At 73.8% G+C, this 17,169-nt stretch carries 17 protein-coding genes; 4 read left to right on the top strand and 13 right to left on the bottom strand.

All coding sequences use genetic code 11. The annotated features are described in order from the left end of the window. Positions 1-50: 50 nt before the first annotated feature. Positions 51-335, bottom strand: coding sequence for a helix-turn-helix transcriptional regulator (locus AB0I21_RS55645; protein ID WP_360573894.1), 285 nt, complete (start codon positions 333-335; stop codon positions 51-53). An 81-nt stretch (positions 336-416) separates the two neighbouring features. Between AB0I21_RS55645 and AB0I21_RS55640 the strand changes: the two genes are divergently transcribed. Then, entirely contained in the window at positions 417-1,886 is a 1,470-nt protein-coding gene (locus tag AB0I21_RS55640; protein WP_360573892.1) for a hypothetical protein, read from the top strand. Here the strand turns inward: AB0I21_RS55640 and AB0I21_RS55635 are convergent, their stop codons facing one another. The 5 genes from AB0I21_RS55635 to AB0I21_RS55615 all read right to left on the bottom strand — a co-directional run bounded on the left by AB0I21_RS55635 (position 1,887) and on the right by AB0I21_RS55615 (position 6,022). Beyond that, a complete protein-coding gene (locus tag AB0I21_RS55635; RefSeq protein WP_360573890.1) occupies positions 1,887-2,741 on the bottom strand; it encodes a formate/nitrite transporter family protein in 855 nt (284 codons plus the stop codon). Positions 2,742-2,911: 170 nt separating this feature from the next. Beyond that, complete coding sequence (locus AB0I21_RS55630) at positions 2,912-3,382, bottom strand: hypothetical protein (protein WP_360573888.1); 471 nt, start codon at positions 3,380-3,382, stop codon at positions 2,912-2,914. Continuing rightward, positions 3,382-4,308 (bottom strand): GIY-YIG nuclease family protein, encoded by a 927-nt coding sequence (locus AB0I21_RS55625; RefSeq protein WP_360573886.1) that lies wholly within the window; start codon positions 4,306-4,308, stop codon positions 3,382-3,384. The genes AB0I21_RS55630 and AB0I21_RS55625 overlap by 1 nt, the downstream gene beginning before the upstream one ends. Positions 4,309-4,339: 31 nt before the next feature. Next, entirely contained in the window at positions 4,340-4,750 is a 411-nt protein-coding gene (locus AB0I21_RS55620; RefSeq protein WP_354897120.1) for an ATP-binding protein, read from the bottom strand. Between the two features lie 120 nt (positions 4,751-4,870). Beyond that, entirely contained in the window at positions 4,871-6,022 is a 1,152-nt protein-coding gene (locus AB0I21_RS55615) for a hypothetical protein (RefSeq protein WP_360573884.1), read from the bottom strand. Between the two features lie 143 nt (positions 6,023-6,165). Here AB0I21_RS55615 and AB0I21_RS55610 point away from each other — a divergent pair, with 143 nt between their 5' ends. Continuing rightward, complete coding sequence (locus AB0I21_RS55610) at positions 6,166-6,591, top strand: thioesterase family protein (RefSeq protein ID WP_360573882.1); 426 nt, start codon at positions 6,166-6,168, stop codon at positions 6,589-6,591. Between the two features lie 63 nt (positions 6,592-6,654). Continuing rightward, entirely contained in the window at positions 6,655-9,666 is a 3,012-nt protein-coding gene (locus AB0I21_RS55605) for a BTAD domain-containing putative transcriptional regulator (RefSeq protein WP_360573880.1), read from the top strand. Between the two features lie 149 nt (positions 9,667-9,815). On the opposite strand, the gene AB0I21_RS55600 is transcribed toward AB0I21_RS55605, so the two are convergent. The 5 genes from AB0I21_RS55600 to AB0I21_RS55580 all read right to left on the bottom strand — a co-directional run bounded on the left by AB0I21_RS55600 (position 9,816) and on the right by AB0I21_RS55580 (position 13,611). Continuing rightward, complete coding sequence (locus AB0I21_RS55600) at positions 9,816-10,433, bottom strand: ATP-binding cassette domain-containing protein (protein WP_360573878.1); 618 nt, start codon at positions 10,431-10,433, stop codon at positions 9,816-9,818. 3 nt (positions 10,434-10,436) lie between these two features. Continuing rightward, positions 10,437-11,213 (bottom strand): ABC transporter permease, encoded by a 777-nt coding sequence (locus AB0I21_RS55595; RefSeq protein WP_360573876.1) that lies wholly within the window; start codon positions 11,211-11,213, stop codon positions 10,437-10,439. Next, positions 11,213-12,202, bottom strand: a complete 990-nt coding sequence (locus tag AB0I21_RS55590) for an ATP-binding cassette domain-containing protein (protein WP_360573874.1) — start codon at positions 12,200-12,202, stop codon at positions 11,213-11,215. Before AB0I21_RS55590 ends, AB0I21_RS55595 begins: the two co-directional genes overlap by 1 nt. 33 nt (positions 12,203-12,235) lie before the next feature. Then, the gene (locus AB0I21_RS55585; protein ID WP_360573872.1) at positions 12,236-12,898 is read right to left on the bottom strand and encodes a DUF4097 family beta strand repeat-containing protein; all 663 of its coding nucleotides are present in this window, start codon (positions 12,896-12,898) and stop codon (positions 12,236-12,238) included. A gap of 101 nt (positions 12,899-12,999) precedes the next feature. Further along, positions 13,000-13,611: a helix-turn-helix domain-containing protein gene (locus AB0I21_RS55580; protein WP_360573870.1), complete on the bottom strand. Its 612-nt coding sequence runs from the start codon at positions 13,609-13,611 to the stop codon at positions 13,000-13,002. 61 nt (positions 13,612-13,672) lie between these two features. Here AB0I21_RS55580 and AB0I21_RS55575 point away from each other — a divergent pair, with 61 nt between their 5' ends. Further along, positions 13,673-15,493, top strand: coding sequence for an MFS transporter (locus AB0I21_RS55575; RefSeq protein WP_360573868.1), 1,821 nt, complete (start codon positions 13,673-13,675; stop codon positions 15,491-15,493). Positions 15,494-15,917: 424 nt separating this feature from the next. Here the strand turns inward: AB0I21_RS55575 and AB0I21_RS55570 are convergent, their stop codons facing one another. Together AB0I21_RS55570 and AB0I21_RS55565 are read right to left on the bottom strand one after the other, a co-directional pair. Next, positions 15,918-16,595: a GNAT family N-acetyltransferase gene (locus AB0I21_RS55570; RefSeq protein ID WP_360573866.1), complete on the bottom strand. Its 678-nt coding sequence runs from the start codon at positions 16,593-16,595 to the stop codon at positions 15,918-15,920. A gap of 69 nt (positions 16,596-16,664) precedes the next feature. Further along, on the bottom strand, positions 16,665-17,169 hold a 505-nt coding region (locus AB0I21_RS55565), incomplete at its 5' end, for a BBE domain-containing protein (RefSeq protein ID WP_360573864.1).

The raw sequence follows: 17,169 nt of genomic DNA, 5'->3' as shown, positions 1-17,169 counted from the left end.
CTTCCGATCTGTCCCGGGCTGCGGCGGCGCGGCCGCTTTCCAGCCCGTCACTACGGTCCGGCGGCCTTCTCCAGCGCGCGGATCTCGACCCACAGCGCGCGCAGCCGCTCGACCTCCCGGTCGCTGCGCCCGAAGACCTCGAGCATGTCGTCGACGTGGTGCCATTTCGGCGACCGCTCACCGATCCCGTTCAACACCCGGAACACGGTCGACTTCGAGATCCCGACCTGTCCCGCGATCACACTGTACGAAGGTTCCCCGGCCTCCCGATGGGCTTCCATCAGTTCCTCGGCCAGCCGCCTGCGCAGTGCCCCCAATTTGACGGCGTCGTCCATCATCCAAGCATGCCGATGAATGGCGCCCCGGTAAAGCACGGTTGCGGCGCGTGGCGGCGGCGGGGATAGCATGATGGGACGATGGTGTTCCGTCGATCGAGCAGGCAGGACCGGGTCCAGCACGCATTGTCCGCCGCGGTGTACGAGGGCGACCGCCGGGCCCGGGAGCGGGTCGAGCGGTGGTGGGCGGCCGGCGGGGACGACCGCGAGAAGGTGTGGCGCGGGGCGTGGTTCCTGCTCAGCGCGGCGTCGTTCCGCTTCGGCAACCACGAGCAGCCGGCGCGGGTCGCCCCGGTGCTGGAGTTCCTGCTCGAGCCGGACCCCACCTCGACCTACCGGCCGCAGGTCCGGCTGACCGCGTGCCTGCCGCAGACCGCCGCGGACCCGCCGAGCGGCGTGTACCTGGGCGACCCGTATGTCCAGCGCATCGTCGAGGCCGCCGTCGGGTTCCCGGACGAGGGGCTGCGGCAACGGCTGGCGGACCTGCTGGCGGGCACGGACCAGCCCGGGCTGCTGGACGCGCTGGAGGTCGCGGTCCGGCCGTACGCGCGGCCGGGCCACCGGTTCATCGGCACCGCGCCGGCCGGGCGGGACGCGCGGCAGGACATGTGGCTCGGCGAGCAGGGGGCGCTGCTGCGCATCGTCCTGGCCAACCCCGAGCTGCCCCGCCCGCCCGCCGACCCCGGCGACGTCGACCTGGCGCTGCTCGCGGTGCTGAAGCAGCGGCCGGACCTGCTGCCCGCGTTCGACCAGGGGGCGCTCGCCGGGCGCCTCGTCGAGTACGCCGGCACCGACCTGCCCGAGGACGCCCTCGACCTGTGCCGCCGCGCGCTGCGCGGGTTCACGTCGCCGAAGGCCGTCGCGGTGGTGTGCGACCAGGCGGTCCTCGGCAACCCCGAGGCGGCCGCCGCGGCCCGCGACGCCGGCTACCGGCCTGCCTGGACGTCCGGCCTGTTGCTGCTCACCCGCCAGTTCGACGCGTACCGCGAGCACGACCCCGACGGGCGGGTCCTGCAGCTGGCGTGCGCTCTCGACAAGCCGGAGATCAGGGAGGACACCGTCGTCGGCCTGGTGCTGGCGTTCCTGGACACCGACCCGCCCGAGGACGTCGCCGCGGCGGTCCGCCGGTCCCTGCGCGACCTCGGCGCGGGGACCGGCGACTCGCTGCAGGACCTCCGCCGCCTGTGGATGCGCCGGGCGGTCCTGGCCCACGCGGTCAAGCTGGAGCCTGAGGCGGTCGCGGCCGCCGTCGACGCGGGCTACCTGCCCGAGGACGACGAGCGTGCCCTGCTCCCGTTCCTCTTCCTCACCGAGCAGTTCGACCGGTACGACCGGGAGGACCCCGACGGCACGGAGCTGCGCGCCGCCCTGGCCGAGCGGCGGTTCCGGTACGAGCACGAGCACTTCCGGACCGTCGCCGAGCGCAACGGGCGCGACGACCCGTGGCCGCCCTACGAGCCGCCCCCGGAGCGCTACCGGTCGGGTGTGCACGTCACCACCTGGCCGAGCAGCATGGGTGGTGGCGGCCACTCGTTCGGCGGGTACCCGTAGCTACTTGACGAGGGCCGGCTCCTCCTCGGCCGCCTGCTCGGCGACGGGCACGCGGCGGGAGGCGCCGGTGCGGGCGTGCGTCGAGTAGACGGTGAGGCCCACGAACGTGATGCCGCCGACGAGGTTGCCGATGACGGTCGGGATCTCGTTCCAGATGAAGTAGTCCGCGATCGAGAAGTCGCCGCCGAGCATCAGCCCGGACGGGAAGAGGAACATGTTGACGATGGAGTGCTCGAAGCCCATGTAGAAGAAGACCAGGATCGGCATCCACATGCCGATGACCTTGCCGGACACGCTGCTGGAGATCATCGCGGCGACGACGCCGGTCGAGACCATCCAGTTGCACAGGACGCCGCGGATGAACAGGGTGAGCATGCCCGCGGCACCGTGGTCGGCGTAGCCGACCGTCCGGCTCTCACCGATCTTGCCGAGCGCCTGGCCGACGGCGTTCGGCTCGACCGTGAACGCGTAGGTGAAGATCACCGCCATCATCACGGCGACGGTCAGCGCGCCGGCGAAGTTGCCGACGAAGACCAGCCCCCAGTTGCGCAGCACACCGCGTAAGCGCACCCCGGGCCGCTTGTCGATCAGCGCGAGGGGCACCAGCGTGAACACGCCGGTGAGCAGGTCGAAGCCCAGCAGGTACAGCAGGCAGAACCCGACCGGGAAGAGCAGGGCCCCGACGATCGGCTGGCCGGTCTGCACGGTGACCGTGACCGCGAACGCGGCGGCGAGGCAGAGGATCGCACCCGCCATGTACGCCCGGATCAGCGTGTCCCGGGTGGACATGAAGACCTTCGCCTCACCGGCGTCGATCATCTTCTTGGCGAGTTCAGGTGGGGTCACATACGACACAGCGTTGCTCCTCCGGGGCGGCTCAGGGATGGATCAGGGGCGCCGCAGGCTTGATTGCCCGGACGTTTCCGGTGCGGGTCGAGTCTGCGGAGTGCCTGTTACCAACATGTTGCGCGCTCGAAAGCCCCGGGTCACGTCGCGCTCACAGACGGCGCACACCCAGTGCGACATCAGTTCTCCAGCATCGCCCGGAGCCGGTCGACGGCGCGCAGGATCTCCGCGCGGTGCTTCGCCGCCGTCATCCACGCCGGCAGCCGCGCGACCAGCGTCAACCCGCCCGGGCCGGGGCCGCGCTCGCGCAGCTTCGCGCCGACGAAGCCGCCGAGGATGTCCAGGTGCCGGCGGTTGAACGCCCACAGGACCCGCCCGCCGCAGCACTCGGTGCGCAACCACAGCGGCCCGCCGAAGAACGGGTCGGCCGGGCCGCCCCACACGGAGGTCGCCCCTGCCGGCTCCCACGCGGCGGCGTAGCCGCAGGCGGCGCACGTCAGCCGGCGCGGCCAGGACGCCACCCACCGGCTCCCGGTGGGCCGCGCGGCGTTCACGGCGCGGCCGCCGCAGCGCGGGCACACCACCAGGATGTCGTCCGCCGCCAGCTCGTACAGGCTGACCTGCGGATCCTGGAAGCGCGGCCGGTCCATCAGCGGGCGTGCGCGACGGCCAGCCGGCTCGCCAGCTCGGCGCTGCGGGCCGCGAACGGTGCCCATGCCTCCGGCGTCCGCTCCAGGAACCGCTGCGCGTTGGTCTCCCGGCAGTCGCGCTGCGTCCAGGTGCACAGCCGGCCGCCCTTGACGTGGAAGCGGACCAGGAGGTCGTCGGCCCAGCCGTACACCTCACAGTCGGCGGCGCCGTCGACCGTCACCTTCTGCTCCGCGACGAGCCAGTCGATCGCCTCGAGCTCCTCCTGTACGCGCTGCGCCACCTCGAACGCGAGACCCTCCGACGCCCGGTCCCGCTGCCGCGTGAGCAGCTCCCGCACCGCGTCGATCGCGGCCCGTTCCCGCCGCAGCACCCCGGCCGTGGTGGCGACGAGCGTGTCGCGGTCGGCGGCGTCGACGCCGCGGATCCGGGCCATGTCGCGCTCCGAGCCGGTGAGCCGATCGCCGGTGTACCCGAGCGGCAGCACCCGGCCCAGCCCGTTGAGCGCCAGCCGCGCCTTCGTCCCGCCCAGGTACGGGCCGAACACGTCCTGCACATCGGGTGTGAAGGGTCCGTAGTCGACGACGAGCCGCGGCACGCCGCCGCGGCGGTCGAGGCGCAGGTAGATCGGCACCTCCAGGCCGCCGCGGATCCGGTTCCACCGCGGCTTCGACCGCTCCAGCAGGTTGCGCTCCAGCCAGGCCGCCTCGTGCACCGAGTCGCACGCGACCGCCTCGACCCGCACGATCTGCGTCACCATCCGCTTGAGGTGCCGCCGGCCGCGCAAATCCGACCAGTACGAGCCGACCCGCTGCCGCAGGTCGGTGGCGCGCCCGATGTACAGGACCTTGCCGTTCTCGTCGCGGAACCGGTACACACCGGGCGTCTTCGGCAGGCTCGCCACCGCCGCCCGCGCCGACGTCGTCACGCCAGGCATCCTACGGTCCCCAGCTGGGCGGTCACCGCCAGGTGAGCTGCTTGGTGAAGCGCAGCAGCGTCCCGGTCCCGTCGACCGACACGACATCGAGCCCGTCCACCACGGCCGCGACCAGCTGCAGCCCCCGCCCTGAGTCCGACCACAGGTCGCCGGGCCGCACGCCGGCCGGGTCGAAGCCGCCGCCGTCGTCCGTCACCTCGATCACGCAGCGGTCGCCGTCCACGCTCACATCGACGTGGTACGTCGTGGCGAGCCCGGCGTGCTCGATGACGTTGGTGCACGCCTCGGTCAGCGCCAGCCGGATGTCGTCGCGGCAGGCCTGCTCGACGCCCGCCCCGGCCAGGGCACCGTCCAGCATGCGGCGGGTCTGCCCCACCCGTGCCGACTCCCGCGGCAGATCCAGCGACATCTGCAGATGCACCGCGTCGGTCATGAGCTCGCTCCCGCCTCGTCCGGATGTCGCACGGGGTACCCCATGAACGCCCACCCGTAACGGCCAACGATCGCGACGGCCGGTTCGTCGCCGGTCGGGAGCGGAAAAACCCCGCCGCGGTCAGGGCAGCCAGGCCATGACCCGGGCGGAGGCGTCCAGGCCGTCCGCCGGGACCAGCTTCGCGGTGCGGGCGGCGAGATCCACGATGACGATCTGCTTGTCGACGACCGCGGCGAGCACCTCGGCGTCCTTCACCGGCTGCCAGGTCTGCGGGTCGTCGTACAGGCGGACGTCGATGCCACCGTCGGGCAGGGTGACGATCGGCTCGGCGCCGATCGCCCGGGTCGCGGGGTCGATGGACTGGAACGTGCGCTTCTCCATGGTGTACAGCACTGGACGGCAGCTGCCGGGGGCGAAGAGCACGCTGTGGGTGCCGCCGGTGGTGCCGGCCAGCGCGATGTCGGAGCCGGTGAAGGTGCCGGCCTTGCTCAGCTCGGCGTCGCCGGTGCGCTCCCGCAGGTGCAGCGCGTCCTTGGTGGAGCCGGCCGTGGCCGCGACCCGCTTGCCGCACTCGGCGGTGGGGTGCCACATGCTCGGCGAGTCCACCAGCTTCGGGGTCTTGCCGCCGAGCACCGCGACCGTCGTGGTGTCGGCCTTGATGACGGGTGCCGTGGCGGTGATGTCGACCGAGATGCTGTCGGGGATGCTCTTGCGCCGGTCGAACTTCAGGTGCGTGTCGTCCAGCCACTCGCCGCAGTCCAGCTCGGTCGTGGCCGTCACCGTCGTCGCGCCCAGCGTGTACTTCGCCGACTTGACCTTGTCGACGACGGTCACCTTGCCGGCGAAGTCGGCGACGACGAGCTCCTCGCCGCGCAGGTACGAGACCCGCTTGCTGTCCGGCGAGGTGCGCAGGCACAGCTTGTTGGTCGACGCGTCCCCGGCGACCTTGCGCTCGCTGCCGTCGGCGATGGCGCGGGCCGTCACGACCTTGCCGCTGCGGTAGACGAACGTCTTGTGGTCGGCGGTGACCTCGTATTCGAAGTCGGAGGAGCGCGGCACGTCGAAGGGCGCGATCGACAGGTGCCCGTCGGCCTCCTGGGTGAGCAGCTTCAGCCCGCCGGTCGTCGTGACGAGCAGCTTGCCCGCGACCTTCGGCGGCGGCTGCGGCGACGGCGAGGACGACGCGCCCTGCGACGCCTTCGAGCCCCCGCCCGAGCCGCAGCCCGCCAGGCCGATCACCACCGCTGCGAGCACCACGAACTGACGGCGCATGCCGTGCCCTCCCCCCGTTGGACGCCTTTTGTAACACATCGCCACCTCGCCGACCGCCCCGTCGTGACGGGCGGCACTCCGCCGGCGGCGCGCGGGTCCGCGGTGACCCCGCCGGGAGCGGGCATGCGGCAGGATCGTCCGTCATGGACGCGTTCGTCATGCCGTGGAAGGCGCGCTACTTCGAGGTCGACCAGCAGGGCGTCGTCTTCAACGCCTGGTACCTGACCTGGTTCGACGAGGCCATGACCGGCTACCTGGCCCACCACGGGCTGGACGGGGAGACGCTGACCCGCGAGGGCCTCGACTTCCAGCTCGTCCGCTCCGAGATCGACTGGCGCTCCGACGTCCGCTGGGGCGAGGCCGTCGAGCTCACCGTCCGCCCCGGCCGGATCGGCACCACCAGCTTCGACATCCACTTCACCGTCCGCCGCGACGGCGCCGAGACCTGCGCCGCGAAGATCGTGTATGTCACCGTCGCCCCCGACGGCTCCGGCAAACGCCCCGTGCCCGCCGCGCTGCGGAGCGTGCTGTGCGCACCTCACGGCATCGATGCAGCGGGGTCTGGTTAGCTTTGCGCCGTGCGAATTGCCGTCCTTGGCCCACTTGAGGTCCATACGCAGACCGGGACACCGGTGGAGATCGCCGGGGTGCGGCTGCGGATGCTGCTCGCGCGGCTGGCGCTCGAGGCGGGCCGGCCGGTGTCGGCGGAGCTGCTGATCGACGACCTGTGGGGCGAGGACGCGCCGGCCGGGGCGGCGGCCGCGCTGCAGGGGCTCGTGTCCCGGCTGCGGCGCGCGCTGGGCGACGCCGGCGGCGTGGAGCTCGTCGCCGGCGGATACCGGCTGACGGTGCGGCGGGAGGACGTCGACGCGCACCGGTTCGAGGACCTCGCCGCGCAGGGCCGGCGGGAAGCGCCCGCGCAGGCGGCCGTCACCTTCGACGCGGCGCTCGGCCTGTGGCGGGGCGCGGCGCTGACGGACCTGCAGGACGCGCCGTTCGCGCGGACCGTCGCCGCCGGGCTGCACGAGCGCCGGCGGGACGTCGCCACGGACCTGTTCGAGGCGGAGCTGGAGCTGGGCCGGCCCGCCGAGGTGCTGCCGCGGCTGGGCGCCCTGGCCGCCGAGCACCCGCTGAGCGAGCGCCTCGCCGGGCTGCGGATGCAGGCCCTGGCCGCGACCGGCCGCCAGAGCGACGCCCTCGCCGTGTACGAGGAGATCCGCGGCCGGCTCGGCGACGAGCTCGGCGTCGACCCGGGTGCCGCGCTGAAGGAGTTGCACCTGGCGCTGCTGCGCGGCGAGATGGAGCAGCCCGCCAAGCGGGCCGAGACGGTCGCGCCGAACCGGCTGCCGGCGCAGCTCACCAGCTTCGTCGGCCGCGACGCGGAGCTGGCGCAGCTCGCCGCGCTCCTGGACGCCAACCGGCTCGTCACCGTCGTCGGTCCCGGCGGCGCCGGCAAGACGCGGCTGGTGCTGGAGGCGGCGAGGGCCGCCCGCCAGCGGGTGTGGTTCGTGTCCCTCGCCGCGGTCAGCGACCCAGACCACCTCGCCGACGCCGTCGTCGCCGCCCTCAACGCCTCCGACGGCCGGCTCTACGAGGGCGGCCACACGACCCTGGACCGGGTCGTGGAGCTGCTCGACGTCGGCGACGCCGTGATGTTGCTGGACAACTGCGAGCACCTCGTCGACGCCGCCGCCGAGCTCGCCGACGAGCTCCTGACCCGGCTGCCGCGGCTGCGGATCCTCGCCACCAGCCGGGAGCCCCTCGCCATCACCGGTGAGGCGCTGTGCCACCTCGGTCCCCTCGACGTGCCCCGCGACTCGGTGGAGCCCGCGGAGGCCGCCCGGGCGGCGGCGGTGCGGCTCTTCGTGGACCGCGCGGCCACGGTGCGGCCCGGGTTCGCGCTCCACGAGTCGACGGTCGACCACGTGGTGGAGATCTGCTGGCGGCTGGACGGGATGCCGCTCGCGCTGGAGCTCGCCGCCGCGAAGCTGCGGTCGATGAGCGTGGACCAGATCGCCCGGCGGCTCGACGACCGGTTCCGCCTGCTCAGCTCCGGCAGCCGGTCCGCGCTCCCCCGCCAGCGCACCCTCCTCGCCGTCGTCGAATGGAGCTGGGACCTGCTCGAGGAGCCGGAGCGGGTCCTCGCCCGCCGGCTGGCGACCTTCCCCGGCGGCGCGACCACGGCGGCCCTGGAAGCGGTCTGCGCCGACGGTACGCTGCCCGCCCGCGACATCTTCTACGTGCTCGACGCGCTGGTGGAGAAGTCGATCGCCGGGCGGTCCGGCGACCGGTACCGGATGCTGGAGACGGTCCGCGCGTACGCGCTGACCCGCCAGGAGGGCGACGACATCGGCGAGCGGTTCTGCCGCTACTACCGGGACCTCGCCGAGGAGCACGACCCGCTGCTGCGCACCCGGGACCAGCTCGCGGCGATCACGGTCTTCGACGCCGAGCACGACAACCTCGCGCACGCGTTGCGGCTGGCCGTGGACGCCGGCGACACGGCGACGGCCGAGCGGTTCGTCGGCGCGATGTTCTGGTACTGGGGCATGAGCGGCATGACGGCCCAGTTCGAGACGTACCTGCGCTACGGCGGCGCGCTGCCGCAGCAGGCGCGGACGGCGTTCGGGGTGGTGCGGGCCAGCATGGACGTCGACTCGGCCGGCGCCCGCGAGTTCCACCCCGCGCGGCCGCTGATGCGCATGACGCAGCTGGCGCACACGACCGAGGAGTCCGACCTGCTCGAGGCGCTGGACTCGGCCGACCCGTGGATCCGGGCGAGCGCGCACTGGGCGAAGGACTTCCTGCTCACCGAGGAGGGCGACCTGCGCTCCGGCGCCGCGTCCCGGCGGGCCGCCCTCGAAGGGTTCGAGGCGGTCGGCGACCGGTGGGGGCTCGTGCTGAGCCTGCTGCCGCTGGGCCGCGACCACTCGCTGCGGCGCGAGCACGGCCCGGCGATCGCCGCGTTCGAGCGGGCCGTCGTGCTCAGCTCCGAGCTCGGCGTCGAGGACTACCTGTACCTGAGCCGGGCGCGGCTGGCCCGGGAGCGCCGGCGCAGCGGGGACATCGACGGCGCGCTGCGCGACATCAGGGCGGCGCAGCGCCGGGCCCGCGAGCGCGGCCACCGCCGGATGGAGGTCAACATCCTGGTCGGGCTCGCCAACGTGCACCGCCTCGCCGGCGATCTCGCGCAGGCCGACCGGACCCTCGACGAGCTGGAGGCGCTGGTGCGGCGCGGCGCCATCCCCGAGCCGCTGGCCCGCGATCTCATCGTCAGCACCCGGCTGGAGAACCGTCTCGCCGAGGGGGACGTGACGCGGGCCGCGGCGCTGCTGCCGGAGGCGGTCGCGTCGCTCGTCGCGCAGGGCTACAGCGCGGGCCTGGCGTGGGCGGCCGAGCTGCTCGCCGGGCTCCTCGCGCTGCGGGACCGGCCCGAGGAGGCGGCCGCGGCGCTCGGCATGAGCGAGGTGATCCGCGGCGAGTTCGACCACGGCGAGCCCGAGCTGCGCGCCCTCGCCGACCGGTTGACCACCCGGCTCGGCGACGAGGGCTACGCCGAGGCGTTCCGGCGCGGCTCCGGCACGCCGCGACCCGACGCGATCGCCCGGGTCGTCGCCCTCGCCACCGGCCGAACCACCGCCTGAACCACCGGCTGAACCACCGGCTGAACCACCGGCCGAGCCACCGCCTGAACCACCGGCCGAACCACCGGCTGAACCACCGGCCGAACCACCGGCTGAACCACCGGCTGAACCACTGGCCGAGCCACCGACCGACCGGCGGTTGCGGGAGGTCATCCCGGCGGCCCGGTGAGCGCGGCGAGGACCTCGTCGAGCGTGGGCCGGCGCAGGCCCAGCTCGTCGGCGGTGACGCCGGCCGCGTCCAGCCGGCGCACCAGCGCCGACAGCAGCATCGGGTCCGTGGCCGGCACGGTGAGCAGGCCGCCGGCGCCGCAGGCCGGGACGGCGCCGGTCAGCTCGGTGAGGATCCGGGTGATCGCGTCCGTGTCGGCGGGCACCGACGGGTGGACGTGCAGGATCTGGCCGCCGATGCGCCGCCGCAGCTCCCCCGGCCGGCATTCCGCGAGCACGCGGCCCCGGTCCAGGACCACGATCCGGTCGGCGCACCGCTCAGCCTGCGCGGGGTCCCGCGTCGTGAACAGCACCGTGCCGGCCCGGTCCGGGTCGTCGGCGGGTTCGTCGAGCAGCAGGACCGGCGTGGCCGTCTTCGTCCAGCCGGCGTCAGGTCGTACCGACGCCGCCAGCACTGCCAGGAGGGTCGTCTTGCCTGCCCCGGCGGGGCCGAGGACGGCGGTGACCTGTCCGGCGGTGACCCGCAGGTCCACCCCGTCCAGCGCCACCGCGTCCCCGAACCGTTTGACCAGACCGCCGGCCTCGATCGCGTACCGCATCGCTTACTGCGCGTCGCCGTTGAACTTCGAGGTCGACCAGAAGTAGCCGAGCACCGCGAGCCCGGCGCACCAGCCGACCGCCAGCCACCCGTTGTAGCCGATGCCGGTGCCGAGCAGCAGGCCGCGGAGGGTCTCGATGGCCGGCGTGAACGGCTGGAACTTCGCGATCGGCTGGAACCAGCCGGGCATGGCGTGGATCGGCACGAACGCGCTGGACAGCAGCGGCAGCAGGATCAGCGGCAGCGCGTTGTTGCTGGCCGCCTCGGCGCTCGGGCTGATCAGGCCCATCCCGACCGCGATCCAGGTGACCGCCAGGGCGAAGAGCACCAGCAGCCCGAACGCGGCCAGCCACTCCAGGACCGAGGCGTCCGTGGACCGGAAGCCGATCGCGACGCCGACGGCACCGACGAGCACCACGCTCGCCACCGACTGCAGGACGCTGCTGATGACGTGGCCGATGAGGACGGCGCCGCGGTGGATCGCCATCGTGCGGAAGCGGGCGATGATGCCCTCGGTCATGTCGTTGGAGACGGAGACCGCGGTGCCGATGACGGTGCTGCCGATGGTCATCAGCAGCAGGCCGGGCAGCAGGTAGGCGATGTACTCCGAGCGGCCGCCGCCGATGCCGGCGCCCATGACGTCGCCGAAGATGTACACGAACAGCAACAGCAGCATGATCGGGGTGAGCAGCAGGTTCAGGGTCAGCGACGGGTAGCGGCGCGCGTGCAGCAGGTTGCGGCGCAGCATCGTGCCGGAGTCCCGGACGGCGAGGGCGTTCATCACACAGTCTCCTTGTCAGTGGTGCGGGCGCCGGTGCGGGCGTCGGTGTGGGCACTGGTGCGGGCGTCGCCGGTCAGGGCGAAGAACACGTCGTCGAGGTCGGGTGTGTGGACGGTCAGCTCGTCGGCCTCGACGTCGGCGGCGTCGAGCCGGTCGAGGACGGACCGGAGGTCCCGCTGGCTGCCGTCGCTCGCGATCTGCAGCGCGAGGGACTCGTCGTCGCGGGCGGCGTCGCGCAGCGCCAGGCCCGCCGCCTGGTAGGCGACCGGGTCGGTGAAGCGGAGCCGGACGTGCCCGCCGGGGACGAGCCGCTTCAGCTCGCCGGCGGTGCCCTCGGCGACGATCTTCCCGCCGTGCAGCACCGCGATCCGGTCGGCGAGCTGGTCGGCCTCCTCCAGGTACTGGGTGGTGAGAAAGACGGTGGCGCCGTCGTCGACGAGTTCCCGGATGATCTGCCACATGTTGTGCCGGCTGCGCGGGTCGAGGCCGGTGGTGGGCTCGTCGAGGAAGATGACCCGCGGGTGGCCGACCAGGGTCATGGCGAGGTCGAGGCGGCGCTTCATGCCGCCGGAGTAGGTGGAGGCGGGCATCTGCGCCGCGTCGGTGAGCGCGAACCGCTCCAGCAGCTGCGCGGCGGTCCGCCGGCCGTCGCGCTTGGACAGGTGGTGCAGGTCCGCCATGACCAGCATGTTCTCCTCGCCGGTGATCAGCCCGTCGACGGCGGAGAACTGGCCGGTGACGCCGATCGCGGCGCGCACGGCCTGCGGGTCGGCGGCGAGGTCGTGTCCGCCGACCCGGATGCCGCCGGAGCCCGGGCCGGGCGAGACGAGCGTAGAGAGGATCTTGACGGCGGTGGTCTTGCCGGCGCCGTTCGGTCCGAGCAGGGAGAAGATCGTGCCGGCGGGGACCTCGAGGTCGACGCCGTCGAGCACGAGCTTGTCGCCGTAGGACTTGCGCAGTCCGTGCACCGCGATGGCCAGGTTCGTCATGGTGGTGGCTCCTTCTACAGGCCGTGGGCGCTTCTACAGGCTGTGGGCGGCGATGTCGCCGGTGGCGGTGGTGGCGCGGATGGTCAGGTCGGCGGTGCCGGTGTTCTTCAGCGCGTTGTGGATGCGGCCGTGGCTGGTGCCGGCGTCCAGGGCGGCGGACACGCCCGGCGCGGCGCCGACCGTCACGTCGCCGGCCTGGGTGCGCAGCACGACCTCGCCGCGGACGGCCTCGGTGATGCGGATGTCGCCCTTGGCGGTGCTGATCTGCGCGGGGCCGTTGAGGCGGCCGACGCTGACGTCGCCGGCGAGCGTGGTGAGCCGGACGCTGCCGACCTCGTCGAGGTCGACCGCGCCGTGCGCGCCGTCGTAGGCGACGTCGCCGAACCTGCCGGCGGCCCGCAGGTCGGCGCTGGCCGCCTTCACCTCGAGCCGGGACCCGGCCGGCAGCTGGACGGTCACGTCGACGGAGCCGGACGCCCCGAGGATCTGGTGCCCGGCGTCGGCCTCGATCCGCAGGACGCCGTCGGCGTACTCGACGGTCGTCCGCTCGGCGATCTTGACGTCGCGGCCCTTGGCGGCGTCGGCCGGCAGCACCTCGACGGTCGTGTCGGCGCGGTCGCCGGCGATGAAGCGCACGCGGCCGGCGGGGATGTCGAGGACGGCGGAGATGGGGGCGGGGGTGTCGAACGTCTGCATGGTGGGCTCGCTTCTCTCTGGTCCGTGTGCCCGCCGTTCTGGCGTGCACAAGGACCATCGCGAGCCCCGCTGACAGCGCACTGACAGCGCGCAGATCCCGGCTACCGCAGCCAGCGGTCCAGCTCGGCCAGGAGGCCGTCCACCTGCGGATACAGCGCGTCAGCGATGTCAGCGGGCGACTCGCCGTCGCGGGTGCGGCGCCCGGACTCGCTGATGAGGATCTGGAAGACGCCGGCGAGGGCGATCCCCTGCAGGCGGGCGACCTCCGGCGCGACGCCGGAGGTCTCGGCGATGGCGGCGGCGAGCGCGGTGGCCTGCCGGTCGCTCATCTCCAGGGCGAGCCGGTGGACGGCCGGGCTGATCGCCGCCAGATACCCGAGGTTGCCGCGGGCGAGCTCGGCCGGCATGTCGCGGATCGCCGCCACCGTCTCCAGGACGAAGCCGCGGACGGCGGCGGCCGGGCTGGTCCCCGCCGGCCGGGCCCGGATCAGGTCGCCCAGCTGGTCCCGTATCTGCTGCTCGCGGTCGGTGACCAGGTGCTCCTTGGTCGGGAAGTAGTTGTAGAGCGTCTGCTCCGCCACCTCCGCCGCGCGGGCGACCTCGCTCACCGTCACCCGCTCGTAGCCCCGCTCCGCGAAGAGCCGGGCGGCGGTCTCGGCGATGAGCCGGCGCGTGCGCGCCTTCTTCAGGTCACGGAGTCCGGTGCCAGCCATCCCTGAAGTGTACCGCACAACATTTCTAGGGTGCACCCCAAGTTTGGGTTACGCTCTACCCATGGCCCCCACCTCGCTCCGCCAGGCGTGGCCCGCGCTGACCGGGCTCGCCGCCGTGTTCCTGTTCGAGATGCTCGACAACTCGATCCTCACCGTCGCGCTGCCCACCATCGGCCGCGACCTGCACGCCTCCACCGTCGCGCTGCAGTGGGTCACCGGCGCGTACTCGGTCGCGTTCGGCGGGCTGATGCTGGCCTTCGGCGCCGTCGCCGACCGGTTCGGCCGCCGGCGCGTCATGCTCGCCGGCCTGACCCTGCTCGGCGCCGCGAGCCTGGCGACGGCGCTGGTCACGACCGCCGGGCAGCTCATCGCCGTCCGGGCGGTCATGGGCGTCGCCGCGGCGATGACGACCCCCGGCTCCGCCGCCCTCGCCTTCCGGCTGTTCGACGACGACCGCCTGCGCGTGCGCGCGATGACGCTCATCTCGACCGTCGGCCTGGCCGGCCTCGCGGTCGGCCCCTCCCTGGGCGGCTTCGTGCTCGCCGCCCTGCCCTGGCAGACGCTCCTGCTGGTCAACGCGCCCATCGCGGTGCTCGCCATCGCCGGTGTACGAGCGGGCATCGCCCGGGACACGCCGGCCGGGCTGCACCGCGACCCGGTGGACGTGCCGGGCGCGCTGCTCGGCACGGCCACGATCGTGCTGACGCTGCTCGCGCCGACCCTGTTCGTCGAGGACGGCCCGCGCGCCGGATGGGCGGCGACCGCCGGGGCCGTCGCCGCGGCGACCCTGTTCGTCGTGCGGGAGCGGACCGTCCGGCACCCGCTGCTCGACCTGCGCCTCGTCGCCCACCCGCTGGTGTCCAGCGGCCTGGCGTACAAGGCCGCCGCGGGGCTGGCGACCGCCGGCCTCGGCTACATGGTGACCCTCGACCTCCAGCTCGGCCGGGGCTGGACGCCCGCGCACGCCGCCCTCGGCATGCTGCCGCAGGTCGCCGTCCTCATCGCGGGCGGGCTCTTCGTCGACCCGTTCGTGCGGCGGGCCGGCCTCGAGCGGGCCGCCTGGATCAGCGCCATCTCGGTCGTGGCCGGGCTCGCCGTCTTCACCCTCCTGCACGGTGCCGGCTACGTGTTCGTCGCCGCCGCGCTGGTGCTGGTCGCCGCCGGCCTGCGCGTCGTCGGCGTCGTCGCCGCCGTGAACGTGCTGCGTGGCCTGCCGCAGGAGCGCACCACGATCGGCGCGGCCCTCACCGACACCGCCACCGAGGTGACCTCCGGCGCGGGCGTCGCCGTCACCGGCACCATCCTCGCCGCCCTCTTCACCGGCACCATCACCGCCCCGCACTGGACCGCCGCGCAGACCGCCCAGTTCGACGGGGCGGTCACCGTCGCCGGCCTGACGCTGACGACGGCCGCCGCCGCGCTCGTCGGCTGGGCCCTCCTGCGCACCCGCCGCGCCGCCACGTCCTCACCGCAGCCCCGGTCCGGCGACCTCCAACCGGCCCGCTCCGCGCCGCCCCCCGCTCACGACAACGACCCGTCCGCTCAGGTCAGCGAGCCGCCTGCTCACGCCAGCGGACCGTCTGCTCACGCCAGCGGGCCGCCTGCCGATCGGCCACAGCAGCTGACGGGCGGTGGCGAGCCGGGCGCCCCGCCGCGCGACCGCGACCAGGGCCAGGCTCACCACCACGGACACCCCGATGCCCGCCACGGCGGTCAGGATCGTGGACAGCGCGATCTCGCCGAGCCGGTCCCCGGCGGCGGCGAACGTGTAGACGCGGCCGTTGACGACGGCGTTGGAGGCCTCGGGCCTGGCCTGCCCCGGCTGGTACAGCGCGCTCACGACCCGGCCGAAGCCCCTGGTAGACGATCGCGACGACGATGAGCGTCGCGAGGCCCAGCAGCGAGCGCAGCCGGTTCAGCCCGCCGATCGCCTCGTCGAGCCCGCCGAGGTACATGCCGCGGGGCTGGAAGAAGAAGTTGGGCACCCGCCAGATGCTGAGGCTGTCCGTGCCGTTCCTGATGCTTCCCGGTGAACCCGACATCGCCGCCTCCCGTCCGCTGGTGAGCCGAGCGTGGCACAACAGTTGCGGACGGTCATCGGGCGACGGGCCACCACCCGGCGCCCGCCCGGCTCGGGCGCCCCGCCCCATTGCTCGGGCGCCCCGCCCCCACGGCTCGCCGGCGCGGCCGACCGGCGCGGGCGGACCACCGCGACGGCGGTGGATGTCTGGAACATCGCGACCGGGCGATGCCGCGCCGGCGGATGCCCGTCCCGCCGCCACGGGGGGGTACACGGCGGTGCACGGTCAGGGCACGCGGTAGCCGTGGAACCGGACGGGCCGGCGGACCACGAAGCCGAGCCGTTCGTACACCCGGATCGCGCCGGTGTTGCTCGATGCGACGTGCAGGAACGGGCGCTCGCCACGGCCGGTGATCCGGTCGATGACCGCCCTTGTCACGCGCGCGGCGAGGCCACGGCCGCGGGCGCCCGGGGCGGTGCACACGGCGCTGATCTCGGTCCATCCCGGCGGCCGGAGCCGCTCGCCGGCCATGGCGACCAGCGCGCCGTCCTCGCGCACGCCGTGAAACGCACCGAGCTCGGCGGTCCGTGCCCAGAACGGCCCGGGGCGCGCCCGCTCGGTGAGTGCCAGCATGTCCTCGACGTCGCCCGGGCCGAGCTCCATCACCCCATCGGCGGGAGCCTCCGGCTCCACCCGGTCGAGGACCATCTGGAACCCGTCCAGCTCGAACACCGGCTCCCACGACGCCGGCGGCGTGACGTCGGCGCTGAACAGGTCGGCGAACCCGCCGCTGCCCAGCAGCCGCGCCAGGTCGTCCCAGTCGGCCGCCGTCGGCCGCACGGGCACCGCCACGAACGTCGAGACGCCCTCCTGGTACGTCGCGGCGTTGCCCACCCGCCGGGCGAGGTGCGCGTGCGCGCCGCGCAGCGACTGCCCCACCGGATCGTCGAGCACTTCCACCATGTCGCCCCCTCGTCGTGGACGATCATCCTGTCAGGCCCGCGATCCACGGTGAGCACGCGGCACCGTGATCTAGAGGGTCCCGAAGCACCCGTCCGGGTCGTACGCCGCCTTGACGGCCCGCAGCCTGGGCAGGTTGGCGCCGAAGTACGCCTCGGCGGCGTCGGGCAGGTCCGGGTCGGGGAAGTTCTGGTACACGCCACCGGACCGCCACGGCGCGGGCAGCCGGTAGGAGCCGTCCAGCCACCGCCGCGCCTCGGATGCGTCGCCCGGGTCGGCGGTGGCGACGTGGTGCAGCAGGAACCGTTCGCCGCGGTGGACGAACGCTGTGGCGTGCGGCGCGACGCGGTTGTAGGCACCGCCCATCGGCATCAGGTCGAGGGTCCGCGACTGTCCCGGCCGGCGGTCCTCCGTCAGCTGCCGGAGCAGCGCGTCGACCGCCGCGCCGGGCAGCGGGCGGGCGAAGAACCCGGACCTGCTGACCGTGTGCCCGCCGGTGCGGTCCGCGCCGGCGGCCAGCAGCCGCTTCGTCTCGCGGTGTCGATGATGTCCTGGCTCTCCACCGTGTCGGTGACCC

Source organism: Dactylosporangium sp. NPDC050588 (assembly GCF_040654975.1).
GTDB lineage: Bacteria > Actinomycetota > Actinomycetes > Mycobacteriales > Micromonosporaceae > Dactylosporangium > Dactylosporangium maewongense.
This window is presented reverse-complemented; position numbering and strand designations above follow the sequence as displayed.

Bases quoted from the DNA above. Each gene is read 5' to 3' on its own strand.
- AB0I21_RS55600 (WP_360573878.1), bottom strand. From the start codon at position 10,433: ATGCGGTACGCGATCGAGGCCGGCGGTCTGGTCAAACGGTTCGGGGAC.
- AB0I21_RS55630 (WP_360573888.1), bottom strand. From the start codon at position 3,382: ATGGACCGGCCGCGCTTCCAGGATCCGCAGGTCAGCCTGTACGAGCTG.
- AB0I21_RS55620 (WP_354897120.1), bottom strand. From the start codon at position 4,750: ATGACCGACGCGGTGCATCTGCAGATGTCGCTGGATCTGCCGCGGGAG.
- AB0I21_RS55645 (WP_360573894.1), bottom strand. From the start codon at position 335: ATGGACGACGCCGTCAAATTGGGGGCACTGCGCAGGCGGCTGGCCGAG.
- AB0I21_RS55615 (WP_360573884.1), bottom strand. From the start codon at position 6,022: ATGCGCCGTCAGTTCGTGGTGCTCGCAGCGGTGGTGATCGGCCTGGCG.
- AB0I21_RS55595 (WP_360573876.1), bottom strand. From the start codon at position 11,213: ATGAACGCCCTCGCCGTCCGGGACTCCGGCACGATGCTGCGCCGCAAC.
- AB0I21_RS55575 (WP_360573868.1), top strand. From the start codon at position 13,673: ATGGCCCCCACCTCGCTCCGCCAGGCGTGGCCCGCGCTGACCGGGCTC.
- AB0I21_RS55570 (WP_360573866.1), bottom strand. From the start codon at position 16,595: ATGGTGGAAGTGCTCGACGATCCGGTGGGGCAGTCGCTGCGCGGCGCG.
- AB0I21_RS55580 (WP_360573870.1), bottom strand. From the start codon at position 13,611: ATGGCTGGCACCGGACTCCGTGACCTGAAGAAGGCGCGCACGCGCCGG.
- AB0I21_RS55610 (WP_360573882.1), top strand. From the start codon at position 6,166: ATGGACGCGTTCGTCATGCCGTGGAAGGCGCGCTACTTCGAGGTCGAC.
- AB0I21_RS55640 (WP_360573892.1), top strand. From the start codon at position 417: ATGGTGTTCCGTCGATCGAGCAGGCAGGACCGGGTCCAGCACGCATTG.
- AB0I21_RS55585 (WP_360573872.1), bottom strand. From the start codon at position 12,898: ATGCAGACGTTCGACACCCCCGCCCCCATCTCCGCCGTCCTCGACATC.
- AB0I21_RS55590 (WP_360573874.1), bottom strand. From the start codon at position 12,202: ATGACGAACCTGGCCATCGCGGTGCACGGACTGCGCAAGTCCTACGGC.